Consider the following 23,102-nt stretch of genomic DNA (forward strand, 5'->3'; position numbering starts at 1 on the left):
CAAGCACAACAAACGAACCCACATCCTCCCCCTGCTGCTCGCCGGCGCCCGGGCCCGCGGGCGGCCGGCCCCCCCGCGGGGCCCCCCCCCCCCCCCGCCGCCATCCTCATGACGCTCGTCGTGGCGATCTTCGTCGGCGGCCTCATCCCACTCTCATCGTCGCCTCCGCCCTCGGTGACCACGCTCGCTGGCCGGCGGCGCGACGGAGTGCCCAGCCGCCCGCCGTCGTGCCGCGTCGGTGAGGCGTTCGCCGGCGTGCGACAACAGGCGGCGGGGGTGCCCGGACCGGGCCGGACTCGGTCGTGCTCATGTCGGCAGCGAGCTGATGGGCGGCAACCCCGGTACGGGAACCCGGGGACCGACAACTCTCTCGTTGCCAAACAGGCAGTTATGGCTGATCATGGCCTTGATCACTCGTCGACCGCTGGCAGCGGCTCCTTCCAGCCCTCGGGTTCGACCTCTTCACGATGTCGGAGCCAAGGAGGAACCGAGTCCTTCCACTCCGTCGACAGCCACCTTCGACCAGGCGACCCGTTCCCGGTCGCTGTCAACTCCTGCACGCCGATCACCGCTTGCTGCGCCAGTTGGAGGCAGACCATGTCCTGCTCCTGTCAGCCTCGGCCGACGTCGACCCGCTCCTGCCACGGCACGCCGCACCACCTGCGCGTCGCGACCAGGGCAGGGGGCGCCTGATGGGCTCCACCGGCCCGGTGTTCCTGGGCACGCACCCTGGTGCTGGTCACCCTCTACGGCGGCAACGACGGCCTGAACACGGTCGTCCCATACGCCGACCCTGCCTACCACGACGCCCGGCCCGAGTTGGCGTACACCGGCGAGGAGATTAAGCGGCTGGACGACGAGGTCGGGCTCAACCCGGCCCTGGCCGGCCTGCACCGGTTGTATGGCGAGGGCCGGCTGGCGGTGGTCCGGGGCGTCGGCTACCCGGAGCCGGACCGTAGTCACTTCCGCTCGATGGACATCTGGCAGACCGCCGAACCGCAACGGCCCGGCAACACCGGATGGCTCGGGCGTTGGCTCGACCGGGCCGGAAGCGACCCCCGGCTCGCGGTCTCCTTCGAACCGGCGATGCCACCGCTGCTCGCCGGGGAACGCAGTGCGGGAGCGTCGGTGCCGGTGACCGAACGCAAGGCGTCCCGGGTGCTGCCGGAGGCCACGATCGCCGAGCTCGCCGCCGCCGCGCCGGAGGACACCCCGGCCCGGGCCCGCGCGGCGGCGTGCTTCGCCGACCTGCGCAGCGTCGATCAGATGATCCGCGAGGTACGCGACGCCGAGGCGGCAGCCGACCAGGAACCGGACGGCGAAGCCGCCCCGGCCACCGCGACCGGTGGCTCCCGTACCCCGCTCGACGCCCAACTGGACCTGGTCGCCCAGTGCGTCGAGGCCGAGGTCTCGACCCGGGTCTTCTCGGTGTCACTTGGCGGCTTCGACACCCACGCCGACGAGAAGCAGTTGCAGGAGGTCCTGCTCGGTCAGGTGGACAGGGCGGTGAGCGGATTCATGGACCGGATGGCGCGTACCGAGGCGGGCCGCAAGGTCGTGGTGGCCGTCTACTCGGAGTTCGGCCGCCGGGTACGGGCGAACGCCTCGGACGGCACCGACCACGGCACCGCGTCCAACACGCTGCTGCTCGGCGCCGGCGTGCGGTGCGGGTTGTACGGAGAACCGCCGAGCCTCACCGACCTCGACGACGGGGACCTGCGAGTCACCACCGACTTCCGGGACGTCTACGCCACCCTGCTGGAACGGGTGCTCGACACCGACGCGGGCGCGGTGCTCGGCGGCTGGCGTGGCCGGCTCGGCGGCGTTCTCTGAGCCTCGGTCGCTCCCGCCGGCTGCATCGACCGGACACTGCGCGGTCGTCGGTCATCACCGCTCTTCGAGGTTGCAGAAGCGGCACGTCAAGCGGCACCGACCGCCTTCACTCTCAACGCTCAACGATGCGGCTGACCTGACACGGTCCATCGCCTGTGCCGCGGGCAGGGCAAACCCGAACAGGTCCGGGGCACGCCGACGCTCCGGACCCGGCCGAGCCCGACCACGGGTGGCGGCGATGGCGGCCGCCGGAGGGCCGCGGTCGCCGCCTCCGCACGTACGCGCGACCCGCGCCCGGCACCGCCGCCGTCACCGCGATCTATCCGATACCTGACGAAGATTGCCGGGATCATGACAGTCGCTTGTGGAGCCATCGGGATAGGTTGTCGTGCGGGCGGCGCGGCTACTGGGAGGCGGTCCGGCATGACGACGGTGGTGTTCGTCCACGGCACCGGGGTCCGTAAGCCCCACTTCGACGCGACGCTCGCCCGGATCCGTGCCGAGGTGGCGCACGTCGAAGGCGCGATAACGGTGCGGCCGTGTTACTGGGGTGAGCCGTTCGGGGCTCGGCTGTCGCGCGATGGAGCCTCCATCCCGGACGGCATGCGCCCGCGAGGAGTTGACGAGGACGCGCCGGACGACGTCGAGGTGCGGCGATGGGCGCTGCTCGAGCTCGACCCGCTGTTCGAGCTGCGGCTCATCGCTGCCGCCGGCACCGGGGCGCATGAGGTGGCTCCGCACCTGGAGCCACCCGGGAGGCGCATCCGGCAGGCGGCACTGGAGTTGTCCACCAGTCCGCACGTGCGCGTGGCCGCTGGCGAGGCCGGGGTGGCGGAAACGTTCGACTCCGCAGTCTCCACCGTCCTCGCGGCGCCGGTCACCGTAGACGCGCTCGCCGTCGGGGAGCAGACGGAGCTGGCCGCGGCCCTTGCCGGCGCCATCGTGGCCGAGGCACTGACCCGCGCGGACCAGCAGGCCGGCGCGCCGCTTCCGCTGACCGGACAACTGCGTGACGCACTCGTCGAGCTGTTGGTCGGGCAGTTGCAGGGAGACGCTCGTGCGGTGGCTCGGCGGATCGTGCTGGCCGGCGCGCGCCTGGCCGCCACGCTCGGAGCGACCCGCCCGGCCGAACGACGTCGGCTCGCCCTGACCAGTGCGGCGAGCCCGGCGGCCGGCGACATCATGGTCTACCTCGCCCGGGGCGCAGCGATCAGGGAGCACATCGCCGACACCGTGGCGGCGGTGGACGACGACGTCATCCTGCTGGCGCACAGCCTCGGCGGCATCGCGTGCGTGGACATGCTGGTGGCCGCCCCGCCCGCGAACGTACGGGGCCTGGTCACGGTCGGCTCGCAGGCCCCGTACCTGCACGAGCTCGGTGCGCTGCCGAGCCTGCCGCCGTCGGCACCCCTGCCGGACACCTTCCCCGCTCCGTGGATCAACATCTTCGACCGGCGTGACCTGCTGGCGTTCCTGGCGGAGCCGATCTTCGGCGAGCGGGTACGCGACGTCGAGGTGGACAGCCGCGTGCCGTTCCCCCGCTCGCACAGCGCCTACTTCGCCAACCCCGCCGTGTATGCCGTCCTTCGGCACGTCGTGTCGGCGGTAGGAGAATGATCGAACCCGCGCACAGGGTGCGTGCGGTCGTCGTCGGCGTCGAGCGCTACGACGTGGGCCCCGAGTGGGACCTCGACGGACCGGTACGCGACGCGTGCCGGTACGTGCAGTGGCTGCGCGGGCACGGCGTCGACGACGGGTCGATCACCCTGCTCGCCACCCCGCTGCCGGCCAACCAGGCGCTTCTGGCACAGGTGGGCCTGCCGGTGCGCCCGGCGCAGCAGGCGGTCGTGTACGACGTGCTGACCAGGGAGCTGCCCGCCGACCAGGCGGACCTGCTGATCCTCGTCTGGGGCGGGCACGGCGTGGTCGACGGGGACGGCAACGGCAGGCTGTTCTACGCCGACGCCTCGGCTGCGGACAAGCGCAACCTGGACGTCAACGCGCTGATGCGCGCGCTGATGACGGCCTTCTATCCGCATCAACGCCGGCAACTGATCGTGGTGGACGCCTGCCAGAACCTCGTCTCCGAGTTGCAGTACGTCAACCGCCTGCCTCACCAGACGCTGCCGGCCCATCCGGCGTTGATGCCCGGCCGTGACCAGCACGTGCTCTTCGCCGCCAGCCCGGGCGAGCTGGCCCTGAACGACTCGGCCCGCCGTACGGGCCTGTTCTCCGACGAGCTGCTGCACGCGCTCGCCGATCCGGCCGCCGCGTGGCCGCCGGACGCCGACCAGCTCGCCACGCACCTCGACGGGCGGTTCGCCCGGCTGCGGGCGGAGGGCGCCACGAGCCAACGCCCCCCCTATCTGTGGCGACGCACCCCGGCCCGCGAGGGGGTGGTGTTCGACCTGGGCGCCGGTCGGTCCGCCCGCATGCCGCTGGCGGCGCTCGGCGCCGTCGTCGACGTCATGCTGGGCGCCGACGAGCTGGCGAGCGTGCCGAACCTCCAGCACTTCGTCAGCCTGCTGCCACCGGAGATCCGTGGCGCGGTGTCCTACGCCGGCAGTCCCCGGATGGACCTGGTCCGGCTGCTGCGCACCTGCGAGGCGTACGAGAAGGGACGGCAGGCCCTGACGACCGTGCTGAGCGTGGCCATGGCCAACCGCGCCGACCTGGCCCGGACCCTCGACGCACTGGACCGGCATTGGCCGGCGTAGCCGATGCCGCCCGCGCGGCGTGGGAGTCGCGATCCTTGAACGCGCTGGTGGCGAGCCTGGAGAACGTCGACGAGTTGGTCGAGCCGCACGCGAGGTCCCTCCTGATCAACCTCATCGAGACGGAGCTGCGGACGGAGGAACCGGCGCTGTGCCTCTCGGTGGCACGCAGTCCCGTACGCCGCCTGGACCTGGTCGCGTTGATCCGTGAGTGCCTGCGGGTGCGGGGCGGGGTGCGCGCGTTGCGGGCCGCGGCGCTGGTGCTGTTCGACCGGGCCGGGCCGGCCGGTGCCCTGCTCGCCGAGTGTGAACGGGCTCTGGAGCTGGAGCCCGGTCTCCTCACCGAGGACGACCGGGCCGAGCTGCTCGATCTGCTCGACGGTGTCTCACTCACCGTTCACGCGGACGTACCATCGCTCTTCGTCGAAGCGACCCGACCGGTACCCGTGCCGACGACCGCCTCGACCATGGCGGGCGCGGTACGCCAGCTGGAGCGTCGCGGCACGGCCGTGCCGCTGCTGCGCTTCCTGGAGCTGCTGGCCAACCACAGCCACCGCAACGTCGCGGTCGTGGACCTCCGCGGCTGGATCGACGCGCATCTGGATCTCGTGGAGGCGCACCGCCGGGCCGAGGTTACCGCGCTGCGCGACGCCGTCCGGTCCGTCGACGCACGGGCCCGCACCTGCCTGCTGGTGCGGGTCGAACCGGCCGAGGACGACACCTTCGTGGTGATGGCGTGGCTGGGGCAGACCGACGCTCCCTTCGGGCCCAACTGCGGCCCCGAGGAGGTCGTCACGCTCGGCGAGTTGCAGCGGTGGCTGCGGGAGTTCGTCGAACGCTACGCCCACGGTGCGCTCGATCCCCGGCGGCGACCGGTCATCGAGTTCGCGCTGCCGCCCAGCCACCTCAACGAACCGGTCGACACCTGGAAGCTGGCCGGCGGCCGTCGAATGGGAGCGCTGTACCAGGTCGTCGTCCGGCCGCTGACGCGGCCGGCCTCGGCCCTGCCGCTGGTGGCGGACCGCTGGAAGGTGCTGGTCGCCAGCGCGGGTGTCGAGAGCCCCGCACCGGAGTCGATGCGGTGGCTGCACTCGACCGACGACGTGCCGGCGGAGACCGCGGACTGTGCGGCGTGGGCGTGGATCGCCGTGACCTGCCCGCTCGTGGGGCGGCAGCCGGCTGCCGTGGACGCGGTGCTGGCCACGGGAGCGCCGGTGGCCGTGTGGTTGCGGGGAGAGCACGCCGAGACGGCGCGCCGCGCGGTGCTGGAGGGGCTGTCGCGCGGCCGGCTGGTCACCCAACTGCCGGACGCCGTACGCAAGTTCCGCGCGAACGGCTGGCACGACGGCAGCCACCACCGCGACCTCGTCCTGCTGTGGGACGACCCGACCCGACCACCACCATCGAGTTACCTCGTCAACGCTCCCGAGCGAAGGACCTAGTGTGCCCACGGACAACTGGTGCATCTATCGCGGCCACGGCGAACCGCACGACGGCATCCACCGGCTGCCCCCGCCGCCGAACTGGCGCCGCTTCGACGGCGGCCCGCCGATGCCCGTCCCGGCCGATCGTGGCACGGGGGCGCTGCGGCGCCTCGGCGTCACCGACGCGTCGGCCACCCCCCGGCAGAGCGTGGTGGAGATGGTCAACGCGGCGCTCTACCTACGCCGCCCGCTGCTGGTGACCGGCAAGCCGGGGGTGGGCAAGTCGTCCCTGGCCTACCAGGTGGCACACGAGCTGAAGCTGGGGCCGGTCCTGAACTGGCCCATCTCCAGCCGCTCCACGCTGCGCGAGGGCCTCTACGAGTACGACCCGATCGGCCGCCTGCGCGACGAGAACATCCGCCAGCTCGCCGCCCGTGACCACCCCGACCCGGACGCCGAGGGCGACGCCACCATCGGTGACTACCTGACGCTGGGCCCGCTGGGCACGGCGCTGCTGCCGTTCGAGCTGCCCCGGGTCCTGCTCGTCGACGAGATCGACAAGAGCGACGTCGACCTGCCCAACGACCTGCTCAACGTGCTGGAGGACGGCGAGTACGTCGTCGCCGAACTGCGCCGGCTGGCCGGGCGTCAGCCCGACCTCGAGGTGCAGACCGCCGACCAGGACGGCCGGGCGGTGGTCCGCGAGGGCCGGGTGCGGTGCCGGGCGTTTCCCTTCATGGTGCTCACCAGCAACGACGAGCGGGAGTTCCCGCCGGCGTTCCTGCGCCGCTGCCTGCGGCTGACCCTCGCCGAGCCGGACACCGAGCAGTTGTCGGCAATGGTCGCCGCCCATCTCGGGCACGACGTCGCCACCCGCGCCAGGCAGCTGATCGAACAGTTCGCGGAGCAGCGCAACGGCCCCGGCTCCTTCGCCACCGACCAGCTCCTCAGCGCCGTCTACCTGCGGTACTCCTCGACGGACGCGGACCATGACAGCGGGATGCTCGACGCGGTCACCCGGCACCTCCTGCGTGACCTCAACGGGCCAGGGCCGGCGTGAGCCCGCATGACCGCGCTGCCTGACCTCGTCGCCGCGCTGCGCTCCGCCGGGCTGCACACGACGGCGGTCGATGTCGCCGAGACGCTGTGGCTGGCGCAGTTCGTCAACGCCCCCGTCTCGTTCCTCAACCAGACCCGCAGCGACGCGTCGCAGCACGCGCCGCCGCCGGCCGACAGGGTGGACGACATGCCGGTGACCGCGACGCCGCCATCGACCGACCCGGGCGCCGAACTGCACCCCTCCACCGCGGACGACGACCCGGCCAGCGGGGCACCGGGCCTGGCGCTGCGCAGCCCCGGTGTGTCCGCCCTGCCGCACGCCCTCGCGCTCGGGCGGGCGCTGCGTCCGCTACGCCGCCACGTGCCCTCGTCCCGGGTCTTCGAGCTGGACGAGGAGGAGACCGCCAACCGCATCGCGCACGAGCGGTTGTGGATTCCGATGCTCCGACCCATGCCGGAGCTGGCAGCCGACCTTGCTCTGATCATGGACTCGTCCCCCTCCATGGCGGTGTGGGAGCCCACGCTCCGGGAACTGCTGCTGCTGATGCAGCGGCTCGGCGCGTTCCGCGTCATCCGCGACTACCGCATCGAGAGCGACCGGGACGGTGAGCTGCTGCTGCGACCCCGCGGCTCGCGGGTCGCCTCCGCCGTCAGCGCCGACTCCGTCACGGACCCCACCCGCCGCAGAATCCTGATCGTCGTCACGGACGGCGTCGGAGCGGCCTGGCACGACGGCCGGATGGATGCCCAACTACAGCGGTGGGCCATGGTCAACCGGCTACAGGTGCTGTGCGTGCTGCCGCGCCGGATGTGGAGCGCCACGGGGCTGCGCACCCGGACCGCCACCGACGACCGGCCGGCCCACCGGGGGGCCAGGGCACCGGTCCCCGTCCTGGAACTCTCTCTGTCAGCGATCCGCCGGCGGGCCCCGATGTTCGGTTACGCCCAGGGAGCGGCCACCCTGCTGCCGCCCGACGACAGCGCCGCCCGACAACCCCACCCCACCGGCCCCGCCGAACTACTCCGGCGGTTCCTGACGGTGGCGTCTCCCACCGCACAGCGGCTGGCGGGCTACCTTGCCGCCGCGCCGTTGACCCTGCCCGCGATGCGACTGGTCCAGCAGGTGATGCTGCCCGACTCGGCCCCCACCCACCTCGCGGAGGTCTACCTCAGCGGGCTGATCCACCAACTCGCCCCCGCCGGCCCGGACGACGACATCGACACCGCGCGGTTCGAGTTCCTTCCCGGCGTACGCGAGCTCCTGCTCGACTCCACCGACCGGGCCGAGACGGTACGGGTCCTCACCCTGATGTCGGCGTACGTGACCGACCGGTTCGGCCGCCAGGTCCTCGACTTCCCCGCGCTGCTCCGCGCCCCTGACACGGCGGAGGTGCCCGAGCTGACGTCCGGCACGCTGCCGATCGCCCGGATCGCCGCCCCGGTGCTGCGGGGCTTCGGTCCGCGCTTCGCCGGCCTCGCCGACCGCCTGGAGGCGAAGGCGGGCGGCGGCGCGCGGGCGGCCGGCGTCGTCGGGCAGCAGGTCGGCGAGGCGCCGCAGGCTCAGACCAGGCGGGTGGTCTTCAGCATCGACATCGTCGGCATCGCCCGCCTCGGCACCCGCCAGCAGCGCAACTCCTTCCGGCGGCTCAGCAACCTGTTCGACGCCGTGTTACGGGAGGTGGTAGCGGAACTCGACGACGCCGATCGCCAGATGGTCGGCGACGGATGGATGGTCGTCCTGCCGCCGCACATCGAGCCGGCTCCTGCCCTGCGGACCGTGCTCCGGTCGACGGCCGAGCACCTGCGTCGCAACAATCGTCGCCACGCCGAGCCGCTGCGGCTGCGGCTGGGCGCCGCCATCGGTCGGTTCGCACGCGCCGACCACGGCTTCGTGGGCACCGCGCTGGTGGAGGCCGTCCGGCTGCGGGACTGCGAACCGGTGCGGCAGGTGATGGCGGACCACCGAGACCTCCAGTTCGTCGCCGTGGTGTCCGACCAGCTCTACCACGAGGCGGTCAACGCCGATGCCAGCCAGGCGGTGGAGCAGGGCGGCGAGGCGGCCCTGGATCCGTGGGAGTTCCGGCGCATCGACGTGGACGCCAGGGGGCACCAGGGCAAAGCCTGGCTGTGGACGGACGGCGTCCGGGTCGCGGCGTCCTCGTCGACGACCACCGCACCGGCCGCCGCGACAGTGGGGTCGGCGGACATCGGCTCACGGGCGGGGCTGACTGCTTTCGAGTTTGACGTCCTGTCCACGCTGACGCCCCGCGAGCGCCAGGTGCTGGTCGCCCTGGCCGACGGGCTGACCGATCGCGAAATCGGCCGACGGCTCGTCGTCAGCGAGAGGACGGTGCGCGTGCACGTGAGCCACATCCTGACCAAGCTCCGGGTGCGGACCCGCGTCGAGGCGGCCTCGATCTACCTGTGGCGTGAGCAAGGGGCGACCCGCGAAGGGCCGGTTGCGCCGCCGGGCGCCTCAACACCGCAAGGGTCGGCGGGCAGGCCGAGCTGGCGGGCCCAGTTCGTCGCCGCGCTCAACGCGCTGCACGACGCGGCGGACCGGCCGTCGCCGCACCGGATCGCCACCGGGATCCGTAACCGCCACGACATGCCCGACACCGTCTTCGCGCCGACCGTCGACGCGCTGCTGCGCGGGCAGACGCTCTCCGACTGGCCGACGGTGGACGCGGTCGTCCGGGTGCTGGCCTCGATGGCGTCCGGCCCCGACCACGACCCCGAAGAGGAGGTCCTCCGCTTCCACGACCTGTGGATCGCGGCTGCCGACCATCCCGAGCTGCCGGCGACGACCGTCAGTCGGGACCGGTCGTTCCTCGTGCCGCACCCGGACGTTTACGCCCTCCGGACTGGTTCCACCAGCGAGCCCGACATGCTCGACGAGTTGCTGGCCCTGCCCGACGTCCACCTCGTGGTGGACGGCCACCACGTCGTCGGGCTCGGGCCCGGCGAACCGGTGGAGCAGCGCAATCAGCTGATCGTCGACCTGGGGCGACTCGCCGCTCGGACGGACGCCGAGGTGACTGTCGTCTTCGACGGCGCCGAAGGCACCGACCGGCTGCCCCGGGCGCCACGGGGCGTCCGGGTCCTCTTCACCCGCAGGGGGGACGCCGTCGGCGAACTCATCGACCGGCTGGTGCTCGGGGAGCCCGCCGACCGCCCCGTCGTGATCGTAGGCTCCAACCGCGAGGACGCCGACAGCGTGCGCCGCGACAACACCCACCCGTACAGATCCCACGCCCTCCTGCGACTCTTCGCTCGGCAGGGCTCGGAAGACTAGGGATCCGATGGAACTGCTGCCACGCGGATACACCAACAACGCCAGCCGGCACGGCGACCTCGTGACGAAGTCGTACCGGGGACCGGGCTGGCCGCGACGGCGTGCCCGCGAGGCCCAGGCCGTGCGCGCGCTGGCCGGCGCGCTGCCGGTGCCGAGGTGGGTGGGCGGGACCGGTGCCAGTTCTACGTTCACCTTCGTCGCAGGCGTGCACGCCCAGGACCTGATCGACGCGGGCCAGGCCGGCGCGGTGCTCGGCGCCTGCGGGCGGACGCTTCGTCAGCTGCACGCCGTCGACCCGGCCGGCGTGTTCGCCGACGGCACGCCCCGTGCCGGCGACACCCTCGTGCACGGCGACTACGGCCCGAACAACGTGCTGCTCGACCCGGGGCGCCTGGAGATCAGCGGGGTGCTCGACTGGGAGTGGGCGCACGTCGGCGATCCGCTGGAGGACCTGGCCTGGAGTGAGTGGATCATGCGGATGCACCACGGCAGGCACCTGGACGCCCTCGACGCGTTCTTCATCGCGTACGGGCAACGGCCTGCCTGGGCCGATCGGCACCGGATGATGGTCGCCAAGTGTCAGAGGCTCGTCGCCTTCTGGACGGAGTGGCAGCCGGACGCCGACATCACGAAGCGGCGCCACCAGCAGCTCGCCGACACACAGGCATGGACCGAATGAACACCGCGGTGGTGACCCGACCGGCGATCGGGACCGGCCGGGCAGTCACGCTCCGTTGAGCTGTTTGCGCTGAGTGAGCCGCCTCCCGCGGCCGTGAACATCCGGCCGCCGGAGAGGAGCGGACGGCTGGCGGGGGAGACGGGGCGGCGACGTCGCGGGGACACCCGACAGGCACGTTCAGGTGTGGCGGCGACCGTCTCTCAGCGGGGAGCCACGGCGGCGCCGAACTCGAGCTCGCGACGACCAAACAGCTCGCACCACCGCCCGTTCCCACGCGTCAACCGTCCAGGGTTCACGGGATCGTTGCGTCGCCGCTTCGGCCGGGTCAGTGCTCAGCCGGCCCGGCCTCCGTGCTGCCGGTCGTGACGGCGTCGGCGGCCATGCGGAGGGTGTCGGCCTCGGACTCGAGTCGCAGGGTGTCAGCGGGTAGCGCGCGCTCGGCGGAGAGGCCGTTCATGACGGTCGCCAGGAACCGGGCCCGTCGCTCGACGTCGTGCGCCGGGATCGCGCCCTCGTCGGCGAGGACGGTCAGCCATCGCTCGATGCGGTGCAGCCCCAGCCGCTCGAGCGAGCGGTACGCGGCGACCTCGTCGTCCGTCGGGTCGGACGCGATGTACGTCTCGTGGATCGCGCGCCAGTGCTCGCGCGCCCGATTTCCGGTACCGATCTGCGAGAGCAGCTGTCGCAGGCACTCGACGAGACGCTCTGCCGGTGCTCGTGCGGTGTCGAGGATGGGATCGCCGGGGATGTCGACGTCGTAGATGCCGGCGACGACGGCGTCGATGAGCGCTCGTTGCGTCGGGAAGAAGTGACGGAGCGAACCCGTGCTGACGCCTGCCCGCGCGGCGACTGCTCGCACGCTCAGCCGAGCGGTCGGGTTCTCCCCGAGCATGGTCGCCGCGGCGATCAGGATCCTGTCTCGGGTGTCTCGTCTCGCTGGTCGGTCCGGCATCTCAGAACCTCCTCACACCTGATTTCTAGCACAGTGTGCTAGCTTCGCAGGGAGTAGCACGGCGTACTAGTGGCGCGGTGGTCGAGGACAGGAGGTTCTCGGATGGCGTTTAGAGGGTTGCGCAACCGCCGTGCGGCATGGCGCGTACGCCCTGGCAACGGTGAGCCGCTGCCGCGCTTCCGCTGGTGGCAGCTGTTGAGCCGGTCCGTGCGTACGCTGACGCTTCGCGCACCGGACGGCTCCTCCTCCACCTACGCGGTCGACGTCCGGCAGTTGGGCGATCACGACGACGGCGCGGTACGCGCGCGGCTCTACCGCGACGGTGCACTCCTTTCGGTGTCGACGAGTGCCGGCTCGTTTCCCCGTGCCGGGTGGTCACATCGAGGTCGCCGTCGGTGCCTACGGCCTACGACGCTGCCACTACGTGCAGGCCGACGGTGCTGCGACGCAGCTGACGCCCCATGCCGCCTCCGCTGAGGGCCGGCGGGCCCACCTGCACCGCACACGCCCAGGACTGAGCCGCCTCGTCGGCGTCGTCTCGACCCTGCTCGTGCTGGTCGGGATCTGCGTCGCCGTGCCACAACTCGTCGAGACGATCTCGCACGCTCCACCCGTGGCGGATTCCCTCGGGACGTTCGATCTCCCCGTGCACCTCCCGCTCGCGGCGAACCTCGTCGCCGGCATCGCGGCGGTCGCGGGCAGCACCGAGCGCGCGCTGCGCCTGCGGTCGAACCGGCTCGACACTCTCGCGAGCTGACCACGCGGCCCTGTGCTCCGCCGTGCAGGGGGCGACCGTCCTGGCCCGGTGTCGGGCCAGGACGGTGGCCCTGGCAGCGTCCCGGTTCATCCCTTGGCTGGGTGAACCGGTGCCGTGCGTCGGGTGTGGAGGTGCTCACTGCGAGACCGCGGTCGCCTCCAAGCCGTACCCCGGCCGGATGTCAGCAGTACAGGTTGGCGCCCGGATCCACGCCCAGGATCTGCGCGAACCGCTGATACGTGGTCACCCGGTTCTGCACCGTGGCCGGGTTGCGGCCGTCGCACTCCAGAGCGCCGTTGATGCTGCGGATGGTGCCGCCGAAGCCCTGTGAGCCGAGGATCGCCGAGTGCGCGGTCTGGCTGTTCGGGCCGTTCTGGGTCATCCAGTACCAGACGCCGGTCTGCCACGCCACCGACGCCTCGTTCTTGACCCGGTCCGGGTTGTTCAGCAGGTCGATCCCCAGCGCGTCACCGGCGGCCTTGTAGTTGAAGTTCCAGCTGAGCTGGATCGGGCCCCGACCGTGGTAGGCCGACTGGCCCGCCGGGCAGCCGTAGGGCCGGGAGCGGTCGCAGTACAGCGGCCAGTTGTTCTGGTTCTGTTCCTCGACGTAGCGCAGTTGGCCCGACTCGTGGTCGATGTTGGCCAGGAACGCCGCCGCCTCACGCTTGCGCGCGGTGGTGTCGCCGGTGCCGGTGAAAGCGGGATACTTGCGGGCCGCGTCGATCAGGCCGGCGTACGAGTAGAACGGGATTCGCAGCGGGAACATCTGGTTGTACTGCGCCTCGCTGACCGGGAACCCGCCGGTGCCGCCGGGGGGCGGAGTGGTGCCGCCCCCGCCGGAGCAGGTGTGCGGCTCCCAGTACCAGGTGCTGACGACCGGGTCGTACCCGGGATTCTCGTGCTTCGCCCGGTAGAGGTTGCCGTTGGTGTAGCGCACGATCGAGCCGGCCGGGTAGAAGGTGCCCGCAGCCCAGTTCGGGGTAGGTGCAGGTGTCGCCGCCTCCGCCCCCACCGCAGGGGCCGTTGTCCTGCCACACCCCGGAGCCACCGGTGCTGGGCGTCTCGTACTGCGTCCACCACTTCGCGGTCCAGTTCCGGCCCTGGTGCGAGGCGCGCATGGAAGCGGTGTAGACCGCACTGTTGTTGTACGGCGCCGCGCAGGCCTCGGCCGCGGCCGACGGTGTCGTTGGCAGCAGCGCTGCGGCAGCACCCGCGACGGCCATGCTGACCGTCGCGATGATCGCCATCAGGCGTCTTCTGAGCATGGGTGGGGTCACCTCTCGGCAGGGTCGTGGAACGACGGAGGTAAAAGCATCGGGCCCCTTGGATATACCGCAGCCTAGACCTTACTGTAAACAAAGCTTCGTAATTACTTCCGCGTCGCCTGGTGAACCGCGGGACGGGCCGGCCAGGACATCGTCCTCCATGCGGTGGCTCCCGACGCGACGTGCCCGGCCTGCTGGCACCGATCGACAACCCTGACTGCCTCGTTGACCTGCCCTACGGCCTGCCGTAGCGTTGCCGATCAATGTCGGCCATGGGACCACCGGCATCATCCCTAGGAGCAGCGTTGGCCATCCCTGGATTTTCCGTGCCCAGACGCAGGATGGCGGCCACTGTCGCCGCCCTGGTGGCAGCAACAGTCGGCGTGGTGGCGGTAGCTGACCCTACCAGCGCCGCCCCACCGTCCACGTCGAAGACAGGCTCGTGGATCGTACGGCTCGACGAACCGTCGCTGGCCGCGCACCAGGCGAAGTCCGGCAAGGCGAACGCCAGGTCGGCTGAGGCCCGCACCTACACCGACCGGCTCGCCGCCCGGCAGTCGGAGGTCGCCAGGCTCATCGGCAAGCGGCTGGGCCGCCAGGTGAAGGTGAGCAGCTCCTTCCGCAACGTACTCAACGCCATCGTCATCAAGGCGGACGCGGGGGAAGCCGCGAAACTGGCGAAGGTGGCGGGTGTGGCCGCGGTCGAGCCCGAGGAGGTGTACGAGCTCACCAGCGACGCCAGTCACGAGATCATCGGCTCGCCCGCGGTCTGGGCGGGGGAGACCGGCACGAAGCTGGCCACCCGGGGTGAGGGTACGGTCGTCGGCATCCTCGACAGTGGCATCAACGCAGGCCACCCGGCCTTCGCCGCCACCGACGGAGAGGGCTACACGCACACCAACCCGTACGGCCGGTACCTGGGTGTCTGCGACCCGGCGCACCCGAACCACGACCCGATCTGCAACGACAAGCTCGTCGGCGCCTACAGCTTCGTGTCGGGTAACTCGGCCCGGGACACCAACGGCCACGGCAGCCACACCGCCTCCACCGCCGCCGGCAACCGGCACCAGGTGAGCCTGAAGTACGGCCCGGACCAGCCGGTGCGGACCGTGCAGGGTGTCGCGCCGCGCGCCAACGTGGTGGCGTACCGGGTGTGCGTCGAGAGCTGCCCGGTCTCGTCCATCCTGGCCGGCATCAACCAGGCCGTCGCCGACGGTGTCGACGTGCTCAACTACTCCATCTCCGGGGCGGACCGGCCGTGGACCGACTCGGTGAGCCGGGCGTTCCTGGAGGCGTTCGGGGCCGGCATCTTCGTGTCGGCGTCGGCCGGCAACAGCGGCCCCGGTGCCGGTACGGTGGCGCACACCTCGCCCTGGACCGCCTCGGTCGCGGCGACCACCACCGACCGTACCTGGGCCAAGTCCCTGTCGGTGGTCGGCCCGACGCCGGTGCCGCCGGCGCTGGCTAACCTGAAGGGCTGGCCCGGCTTCGGTCCGGGCAACTCCAGCCCGATCGACGCCGAGCTGCGCTACTCCGGCGAGGTGGGTACGGCGACGGGCTGCTCCGCGTTCCCGGCGGGCTCGCTCGCCGGTGCGATCGCGCTGATCCCGCTGGGCACCTGCACGTCGGCCGTCAAGATCACCAACGCGGCCAACGCCGGTGCCGTCGCGGCCGTCCTGTTCGAGCGGCAGCCCGGCCCGCCGCTGTTCCTCTCCGGCGTGGAGAAGACGACGATCCCCGCGATCAGCGTCACCCAGACCGACGGTGAGGCGCTGCAGAGCTTCGCCACCACCACCGCCGCGCCGGTGACCGCCCGCCTGGGCGCCACCACGGAGTTGGCCCGCGACGCCGGCAGTGCCGACCTGGTGGCGTGGTTCAGCTCCCGGGGCCCGAGCGACTACGACCTGCTGGCCCCGACCCTCGCCGCCCCCGGGGTGAACATCCTCGCGGCCTACCGTGAGGTCGACGGGGACCCGAACCAGTACAACATCATCCGTGGTACGTCGATGGCCTCGCCGCACGTGGCGGGCGCCGGAGCGCTGCTGGCCGCGCTGCACCCGGGCTGGTCCCCGGCGCAGATCCGCGCCGCGCTGGCCGGCACCGCCGACCCTGAGGGCGTACGCGCGGGATCCGGCACCCCCGCGAACCCGCTGGACGCCGGAGCGGGCCGCCTCGACCTCGCCGCCGCCGGCCGGGTCGGCCTGGTGATGGACGAGTCGTACGCCGACATGCTGGCGGCCGACCCGGCCACCGGCGGTGTGCCGCGCGAGCTGAACGTGCCGTACCTGGTGAACCGGCAGTGCAGCCTGGCCTGCTCGTGGACCCGTACGGTGACCAACGTCGCGGACACCACCGCCACCTACTCCGCGTCGGTGACGGCACCGGCGGGGCTGACGGCGACGGTGACCCCGGCGACGTTCACCCTCGCTCCCGGCGCGAGCCAGCAGCTGACCGTCGACCTGAACGTCTCGGGCAGCTCCGGCGGCAACTGGACCTTCGCCGACCTGCGGGTGACCACCGACGGCCAGCACGCCAACGGCGCGGCCATCGCCGGGGTGCACTACCCGGTGGCGGTGATCCCGGTGGCTCCGGGTATCTCGGTCGACCCGACGACGCTCGAGGTGACGCAGAAGCCGGGCCTGTCCACGACCCGCGGCGTCACGATCCGGAGCACCGGCAACGGCCCGCTGACGTGGCACCTGGCCGGCGGCGACGGATGCGTCCTCCCCGACCAGGTCGACTGGCTGTCGACGGACACCACGTCCGGCACGCTCAACCCCAACAGCTCGACGCAGCTCCGGTTCACCGTGGACTCGACCGGCAAGGCACCGGGCAAACTGCAAGCCACGCTCTGTGTGGCGAGCAACGACCCGGCCAAGCCGAGCGTCCCGGTCACGGTGACCCTCGTCGTCTCCGACCTGCCGACCATGGAGGTCACGCCGGAGCTGGCCGTGAGCCAGCCGGCGGGAACGGTCACCGGCACGAAGCTGACCATCGGGAACACCGGCACCGCGCCGCTGGAGTGGACCATCGGCGAGGCGCCGGTCGTCGCGAACCGGGCCGCGCTGGCGACCACCGATCCGAAGCGACGCGAGCTGCTGCGCAACGGCGTCCTGCTGGTACCCAACACGGCGCTGCCCGGTGTGGCGGCCTTCGACCCGCAGGACGGTGACCTCCTTGAACCGGCGTTCATCACCTACCCGCCGGAGACCGAGGTGGACCTGGGTACCACCACGCACATCATCCTCAACCAGGCACAGGATGGCTTCCTGGTCTCGTCGCAGAGCACCGGTGCCGTCTACTCGTTCGACCTCGACGGGCAGTACCAGGGGGTGCACGCGCCGGTCGGTGGACCGAATCCGGGCATCATGGGCAACGTCCGGGGCATGACGCTCTCGCCCCGGGGCACCCTGCTGGTGGCCTCCGGCAACGGCAACAAGGTGGTGGAGTTCGACGCCAAGGGCAACTACCTGCGTGACTTCATCGCGTCCGGGTCCGGTGGGATCTCCGGTCCGTGGTACCTCACCTTCCGGGAGAACGACCTGCTGGTCTCCGCCAGCGGCGGCAACATCTACCGGTACGACCACTCCGGTCAGCCGCTGTCGGTCTGGGAAGACACGATCAACTTTCCGCAGCAGATGCACCGGCAGGAGAACGGCAACCTCCTCGTGGCGGCCTTCTCCAGCCCGCAGGGCGTCTGGGAGATCGACCCGAACGGCGCACCGGTCGACCGGTACACCGGGGCGCTCAGCAACCGTGGGGTGCACCCGCTGGGTAACGGGAACATCCTGACCACCAACAGTGGCGGGGTGCATGAGATCGATCGCGGGTCGGCGCTCGTCGAGACCCCGCTCGCCACCAACGGTGCCCGCATGATCAGCGAGATCGCGCGGTCCCAGCCGTGTGACGAGGCGGCCGACGTGCCGTGGTTGCGGGTGACCACGCCGAAGGGCAGGACCCCGGCGGGTGGCGGTAGCAAGGTCACCGTCCTGGTCGACTCCACCGGGCTCAAGCCCGGGGCGCACGAGGCGCATCTCTGCGTCGCGGGCAACGACCCGGACAGCCCGCTGCTCGGCGTACCGGTCAAGGTCACGGTCACCGACCAGACCTGTGCCCGTACCGTCACCGGAGCGCACCTGGGCCCACTGACCGCGTCGGCCGGGCTGACCTGTCTCGCCCACAGGTCGTCCGTCGCCGGCAGGGTGACCGTGGCGCCGGGGGCCAGCCTGCACGCCGACGGTGCGAACATCGTCGGGCCGATCTTCGCCGAACGCGCGGCCGGCGTGCAGCTGTCCGACACGACCGTCGTTGGCGCGGTCACCCTGAACGGCGGGACCGGCCCGCTGTCGCTGACTGGTAACCACGTGACCGGCCTGGTGTCGCTGACCGGTAACAAGACCTCGGCAGCACCGCTGGTCTCCGGCAACACCGTCGTCGGGCCGCTGAAGTGCAGCGGTAACGAGCCGCCGCCGACCAACGGTGGCGTGCCCAACACGGTGTCCGGAGTCGTCACCGGGCAGTGCCGTGGTGGCCTCTGACCGATAGCGCGACGTAGGCACCAACCGCCGGATGGCCGGGCACCCCGCCCGCCATCCGGCGGCTTTCTGGCCGCGTGCCGGCACCGGGGCACCGATCCCGCCGGTTGGCTATTCTGGCGAATCGTGGCTACCACCCCGACCCGGCCCGACGGGCGGCCGGCCGGCTCGAAGCTGGAGCGGCGGGTCGTCGCCGCCGCACAGAACGCTCTGGCCCGCCATCGGCATGTCTCGCCGCTGGCCCTGCTCGGCGCGCTCGGTTGGCTGCCCGGCGATGTGGTCGACCGGTGGCGTCAGGGCCGGCTCCCGGAGTTGGAGCGGGGTGCGGCGGTGCCGCCGTCGCGGCTGCTGGAGGCGCTGGAGATCCTCGGTCGCTGGGCCAGGGGAGAGGGGCTGCACCCGGGCGAGGTCGACTATGTCGGCGCGACGCGCGACCGGCGCCCGCTCCGCTTCACCGCCAGCGGTGATCCGGAGGTCGAGCGGGTCTACCGGACGCACTGGACATCGGCCGCGCTCTCCGAGTCCGCCCGGGAACGGCTGGTGCAGCGGCAGAGCGCCCCGCCGGATCTGGTGGTGCACTCGACGCTCACCGACTGGACGTGTGCCGACTGCGGCGACACCGGCGACCTGCTCGTCCCCGAGGACGGGCGGACCCTCTGCCTGACCTGCGCCGACCTGGACCATCTAATCTTCCTGCCGGCCGGTGACGCGGCGCTGACCCGGCGGGCCAAGAAGTCCAGCACGCTGTCCGCCGTGGTGTTGCGGTTCAACCGGCCGCGCAGGCGGTACGACCGGTTGGGGCTGTTGGTGGAATCGGCAGGGCTGGCCAGCGCCGAGCAGCAGTGCCTGGGCGACGAGGCCGCGCGGTCGCGTCGCCGGGAGCGGGACCGGCAGCGGCGGGCTGACCAGGACGTGGCGTTGATGGCGCGGATGGCCGAGGAGATCCGCCGGCTCTTCCCGCGTTGTCCGGCGTACCGGGCCGAGGCCATCGCCGGGCACACCGGCCTGCGGGGCAGCGGGCGGGTCGGGCGTTCCGCCGCGGGCCGCGCGGTGGACGAGGACGCGATGACCCGCGCGGTGATCGCCTCGATCCGGCACGAGGACACCGAGTACGACCGGCTGCTGATGGCCGGCGTGCCGCGCAGCGAGGCGCGGGAGCGTATCCGGGCCGACATCGACCGCGTCCTCGCCGCCTGGCGCTGACCCGGGATCCTCGTCACCGTCGACAGCATGACCCGCCCCGGGCAGGTGACACCGCCCGCCTCTGCCGCGTCGGCCCGGGGCCGTCACCGGCGAGGACGGCTGAGCTCGTCGGTGACGGTCGCCGTGGCCGGGCCGCAGCCCTGGCCCGCTGCGCCGGACCGGTCGGCGGCAGTGCGGTGGGCCGACGTGCGGCGCGTGCGACAGGAACCAGGTTGCCTGGTCTCCGCACCTGCGGCAGCCTTCGGAGGGTGATCGAGACGCGTGTGCTCACCGAGGGCGACTGGAAGACCTGGCGGGATCTGCGGCTCGCCGCGCTGGCAGAGGCGCCGTACGCCTTCGGTTCCCAACTGGCGGCCTGGCAGGGCGACGGCGACCGGGAGGAACGCTGGCGCGGTCGGCTGGCCGTTCCCGGCTCACACAACGTCGTGGCGACGCTCGACGGGCATCCCGTCGGCATGGCCAGCGGCGTGCCGACCGATCAGGATCGCGTTGTCGAGCTGATCTCGATGTACGTGGCGCCGGTGGGACGTGGCCGGAGTGTGGGCGACCACCTCGTGCGGACGGTCGAGCAGTGGGCTCGGCTGGTTGGCGCGAGGACTCTGCGCCTGGCCGTGGCGGAGGGCAACAGCAACGCCTGGGCGCTCTACCGGCGCAACGGCTTCCGTGACACGGGTGAGCTCGGCGACCTCATGCCCGACGGTCTGCGGAGGGAGCACATCATGGCCAAGGAACTCACCGCCTAGCGGACCGGCCCGACGGGTCGGTGCCGTCAGGGGATGAGCCGGTCGAGCAGCTCGAACCGCTCGTACGGCTGGTCGTAGTCGCCGAAGTGCCCGTCGTCGCGCACGATCTGGGTGCCGCCGAGCCGCTCGAACATGGCGCGTCCCTGCCGGTCGTCGCAGCCGTACGGATCCTCCCGGGAGTTGATGAAGTAGACGTCGCGTACGTGCGACCGGATCGCGGCCCAGTCGTAGTCCTGCTGGAGAACCGGTTCCTCCTCGGTGTTGGGCCGGGTGCAGTATCCGGCGACCAGGATCGCCTGGGCGACGGTCACGTCCACGTGTTCCAGGAGCGCGAGCAGGAGGGCCGCGCCGCCGGAGTGGCCCACGAGGACCGTGTCCTCGTCGAAGCTGTGTCCGCTCAGTACCTTCGGCAGGAACGTGGCGATCGGCTCGACGTTGATGCCCGGGTGGTGCGGCACCTCGACGGCGTACCCCCGGCCCGCGAGCCGCCCTGCCAGCCAGGGATACCAGCACGCGTCCGGGTTGCCGCCGGTCCCGTGGAAGATGATCGCCCTGCGCCCCACCGTGCCCCCTTGGATCGACGTCCTGATCACACCACCTCTACCGCTGCGCTTCGAAATGCTCCTTCATCGCGGGGTAGTAGTCGTCGAAGTCCGGTGCCGGCCGGCCGTCGCGCGAGGCCGTCAACGCGTCCAGGTAGTACTCCCAGCCGGGTCCGACCTCACCGACGCCCTCCGTGCCGGTCAGGTGCTGCGTGAACCGGAGCTCGGTCACGCCCGCGCTCTCGGCCAGCACCAGGTCCAGATGCCATTCGCCGTGCTCGTCGACCGCCGAGACCGCCAGCCGGTGCGGCGGTTCGCACGCGTCGATGGTCATGTCCATCCAGGGCTCGCCCTCCTCGTACGCCATCTGGACCTTGATCGTGCGTCCCGGCGCGGCGTCGCCCTGCCACGGGCCGAACCAGCGTGCCGTGCGCGCCGGATCGGTGAGGCTGGCCCAGACGTCCGCCGCGGGAGCGCGGAACGTGCGGGTCAGCACGAGGTCGTCGCCGATCAGTCGGCCGGTGGGTGTGGGGCTCATGCGGTCTCCTTCTTCGATGGGTGCCGCCCGGCGGCCGTCTGCCGCTCGCGGCGGGTGCGGTAGACCTCGGTCTCCAGCGCGTCGAGGCGGTGCTGCCAGCCGGACGGGCGCATCAGTCGTCCCAGCCACCCGGTCAGCTCGTCGAGCGGCGCGGTGACCAGCGTGTAGACACGCCTGCGTCCGTCGGCCGTGTCACGCACCAGGCCGGCCTCTCGTAACACGCGCAGGTGACGGCTGACGGCCGGCCGGCTGATCACGAACCGGTCGGCGATCTGGCCGGCCGAGAGCGGCCCGTCGCGCAGCATCAGCAGGATCTCCCGCCGAACCGGATCGGCGATCGCGGCTGCCACCTCGTCCACGCCGGAAGGGTAACCAGGTTGTTACGCTTTTGGCAACGTCACGTCCATGGGTGGATCGGCTCACGCGTTGTCGCGCACGAACGCCCGCATGAGCTCGGCGCACTCCGCCGCGTGCGTCTCCAACAGGAGGTGGCCACCGTCGTAGATGTGCGCGTCCAGGCGATCGAGAACGCGGTGGTAGGCGAGGACCTCGTCGACGTCGAAGTACGCATCGTGCCGTCCCCACAGCACGAGCGCCGGCGGCTGGTGAGCGCGGTGGTACTCGGTAAGTTCGTCGAAGCGGGCGACGTGGTTGGCGTAGTCGGTGAACAGCGCGAACTGCGCGTCGACGTTGCCGGGCCGGCTCATGCGCTCCCAGTCGAGGTGCCACGCCTCGGGGGCGTGCAGGGCGCGCAGCCGTTCGGGCAGCCCGGCCAGGTACTGGTCGCGGGTACCGGCGAAGTTCAACCAGTCCGGCAGGTCGGCGCGCGTGGCGTCGGTCGGGTCGGCCCAGTAGGCCCGGGCGCTGTCCCACTGCTCGCCGAGGCCGTCCTGGTGCGCGTTGCCGCTCTGGACGATCAGGCCGCGGATGCGGGTCGGGGCACGGGTGGCCAGGTGGTATCCCACCGGCGCGCCGAAGTCGTGCAGATAGACGAAGAGGCGCTCGATCCCGAGCTGCTCGAGAAGGTTCTCGATCGTCCAGGAGAGGTTCTCGAACGTGTAGTCGTAGTCGTCGACGGTTGGCGACGCGGACATCCCGAAGCCGGGCAGGTCCGGCGCGATCACGTGCGCGACGTCGGCGAGGGTGGGCATGACCTCGCGGAACGTGTGCGACGAGGAGGGGAACCCGTGCAGCAGCAGCACCGCCGGCTGGCCGGGACGCCCGGCCTCGCGGAAGAACACTTCCAGTCCGTCGACGTCGGCCCGTCGATGGCGGACCTTCTGGACGGCCCGCATGGCGTCCTCCTCCCGGCTGCATCGGCTCCGAGTCTGACGTGCGTGGTGCCGGTGGTCACCGTCGCGTCCGGCTACGGCCGCGAGGATCAGATGTACGCCGGACAGCAGCAGGACACCGACATCGCCCAGCCCATCGTGCCGGACCCGAACCGACCTCGCCCGGCCATCCCGACATCCGTAGCTCGTCGAGGTTGCCGGCGTACCGGTAGGCGGTGCGGTGGTCCGGCCGCGCGAACAGCTCCGACTCGCCCGAGCACACAGCAGCGAG

At 71.8% G+C, this 23,102-nt stretch carries 17 protein-coding genes; 11 read left to right on the forward strand and 6 right to left on the reverse strand.

Going from position 1 to position 23,102, the window contains the following annotated elements; genetic code table 11:
* Positions 1-732: 732 nt before the first annotated feature.
* From ACGFNF_RS21105 to ACGFNF_RS21135, 7 genes are all read left to right on the forward strand, one after another.
* The gene (locus ACGFNF_RS21105; RefSeq protein WP_393170025.1) at positions 733-1,833 is read left to right on the forward strand and encodes a DUF1501 domain-containing protein; all 1,101 of its coding nucleotides are present in this window, start codon (positions 733-735) and stop codon (positions 1,831-1,833) included.
* Positions 1,834-2,256: 423 nt separating this feature from the next.
* On the forward strand, positions 2,257-3,450 hold the full coding sequence (locus ACGFNF_RS21110; protein WP_393170027.1) for a hypothetical protein: 1,194 nt from the start codon (positions 2,257-2,259) through the stop codon (positions 3,448-3,450).
* Positions 3,447-4,550 (forward strand): hypothetical protein, encoded by a 1,104-nt coding sequence (locus ACGFNF_RS21115; RefSeq protein ID WP_393170029.1) that lies wholly within the window; start codon positions 3,447-3,449, stop codon positions 4,548-4,550. The genes ACGFNF_RS21110 and ACGFNF_RS21115 overlap by 4 nt, the downstream gene beginning before the upstream one ends.
* A 35-nt stretch (positions 4,551-4,585) precedes the next feature.
* On the forward strand, positions 4,586-5,989 hold the full coding sequence (locus ACGFNF_RS21120) for a hypothetical protein (RefSeq protein ID WP_393170031.1): 1,404 nt from the start codon (positions 4,586-4,588) through the stop codon (positions 5,987-5,989).
* Between the two features lies 1 nt (position 5,990).
* Positions 5,991-7,031 carry an AAA family ATPase gene (locus ACGFNF_RS21125; RefSeq protein WP_393170033.1) on the forward strand — a complete coding sequence of 347 codons (1,041 nt, stop codon included), beginning with the start codon at positions 5,991-5,993 and terminating at the stop codon, positions 7,029-7,031.
* 6 nt (positions 7,032-7,037) lie between these two features.
* The gene (locus tag ACGFNF_RS21130; RefSeq protein ID WP_393170035.1) at positions 7,038-10,325 is read left to right on the forward strand and encodes an NYN domain-containing protein; all 3,288 of its coding nucleotides are present in this window, start codon (positions 7,038-7,040) and stop codon (positions 10,323-10,325) included.
* A gap of 7 nt (positions 10,326-10,332) precedes the next feature.
* On the forward strand, positions 10,333-11,004 hold the full coding sequence (locus ACGFNF_RS21135; RefSeq protein ID WP_393170037.1) for a phosphotransferase family protein: 672 nt from the start codon (positions 10,333-10,335) through the stop codon (positions 11,002-11,004).
* 325 nt (positions 11,005-11,329) lie between these two features.
* On the opposite strand, the gene ACGFNF_RS21140 is transcribed toward ACGFNF_RS21135, so the two are convergent.
* The gene (locus tag ACGFNF_RS21140) at positions 11,330-11,956 is read right to left on the reverse strand and encodes a TetR/AcrR family transcriptional regulator (protein ID WP_393170039.1); all 627 of its coding nucleotides are present in this window, start codon (positions 11,954-11,956) and stop codon (positions 11,330-11,332) included.
* Positions 11,957-12,380: 424 nt separating this feature from the next.
* On the opposite strand from ACGFNF_RS21140, the gene ACGFNF_RS21145 reads away from it, so the two are divergent.
* Positions 12,381-12,713 carry a hypothetical protein gene (locus ACGFNF_RS21145; RefSeq protein WP_393170041.1) on the forward strand — a complete coding sequence of 111 codons (333 nt, stop codon included), beginning with the start codon at positions 12,381-12,383 and terminating at the stop codon, positions 12,711-12,713.
* Between the two features lie 181 nt (positions 12,714-12,894).
* Here the strand turns inward: ACGFNF_RS21145 and ACGFNF_RS21150 are convergent, their stop codons facing one another.
* Positions 12,895-13,725 (reverse strand): glycoside hydrolase family 19 protein, encoded by an 831-nt coding sequence (locus ACGFNF_RS21150; protein ID WP_393170043.1) that lies wholly within the window; start codon positions 13,723-13,725, stop codon positions 12,895-12,897.
* Positions 13,726-14,304: 579 nt separating this feature from the next.
* On the opposite strand from ACGFNF_RS21150, the gene ACGFNF_RS21155 reads away from it, so the two are divergent.
* From ACGFNF_RS21155 to ACGFNF_RS21165, 3 genes are all read left to right on the forward strand, one after another.
* On the forward strand, positions 14,305-18,516 hold the full coding sequence (locus ACGFNF_RS21155; protein ID WP_393170045.1) for a S8 family serine peptidase: 4,212 nt from the start codon (positions 14,305-14,307) through the stop codon (positions 18,514-18,516).
* A 123-nt stretch (positions 18,517-18,639) separates the two neighbouring features.
* Positions 18,640-19,716, forward strand: a complete 1,077-nt coding sequence (locus tag ACGFNF_RS21160) for a DUF2293 domain-containing protein (RefSeq protein ID WP_393170047.1) — start codon at positions 18,640-18,642, stop codon at positions 19,714-19,716.
* Positions 19,717-19,964: 248 nt separating this feature from the next.
* Complete coding sequence (locus ACGFNF_RS21165; protein WP_393170050.1) at positions 19,965-20,459, forward strand: GNAT family N-acetyltransferase; 495 nt, start codon at positions 19,965-19,967, stop codon at positions 20,457-20,459.
* A gap of 26 nt (positions 20,460-20,485) precedes the next feature.
* Here ACGFNF_RS21165 and ACGFNF_RS21170 read toward each other — a convergent pair whose 3' ends face one another.
* Genes ACGFNF_RS21170 through ACGFNF_RS21185 form a run of 4 tightly spaced genes read right to left on the reverse strand, consistent with a single transcriptional unit; the run spans position 20,486 to position 22,834 of the window.
* Entirely contained in the window at positions 20,486-21,022 is a 537-nt protein-coding gene (locus ACGFNF_RS21170) for an RBBP9/YdeN family alpha/beta hydrolase (RefSeq protein WP_393170052.1), read from the reverse strand.
* 37 nt (positions 21,023-21,059) lie between these two features.
* Positions 21,060-21,539, reverse strand: coding sequence for an SRPBCC family protein (locus tag ACGFNF_RS21175; RefSeq protein ID WP_393170054.1), 480 nt, complete (start codon positions 21,537-21,539; stop codon positions 21,060-21,062).
* A complete protein-coding gene (locus ACGFNF_RS21180) occupies positions 21,536-21,898 on the reverse strand; it encodes a metalloregulator ArsR/SmtB family transcription factor (RefSeq protein WP_393170056.1) in 363 nt (120 codons plus the stop codon). The genes ACGFNF_RS21175 and ACGFNF_RS21180 overlap by 4 nt, the downstream gene beginning before the upstream one ends.
* A gap of 60 nt (positions 21,899-21,958) precedes the next feature.
* Positions 21,959-22,834 carry an alpha/beta fold hydrolase gene (locus ACGFNF_RS21185; protein WP_393170058.1) on the reverse strand — a complete coding sequence of 292 codons (876 nt, stop codon included), beginning with the start codon at positions 22,832-22,834 and terminating at the stop codon, positions 21,959-21,961.
* Positions 22,835-23,102: the final 268 nt, after the last annotated feature.

The organism is Micromonospora sp. NPDC048868 (assembly GCF_043198195.1).
Taxonomy (GTDB): domain Bacteria; phylum Actinomycetota; class Actinomycetes; order Mycobacteriales; family Micromonosporaceae; genus Micromonospora; species Micromonospora reichwaldensis.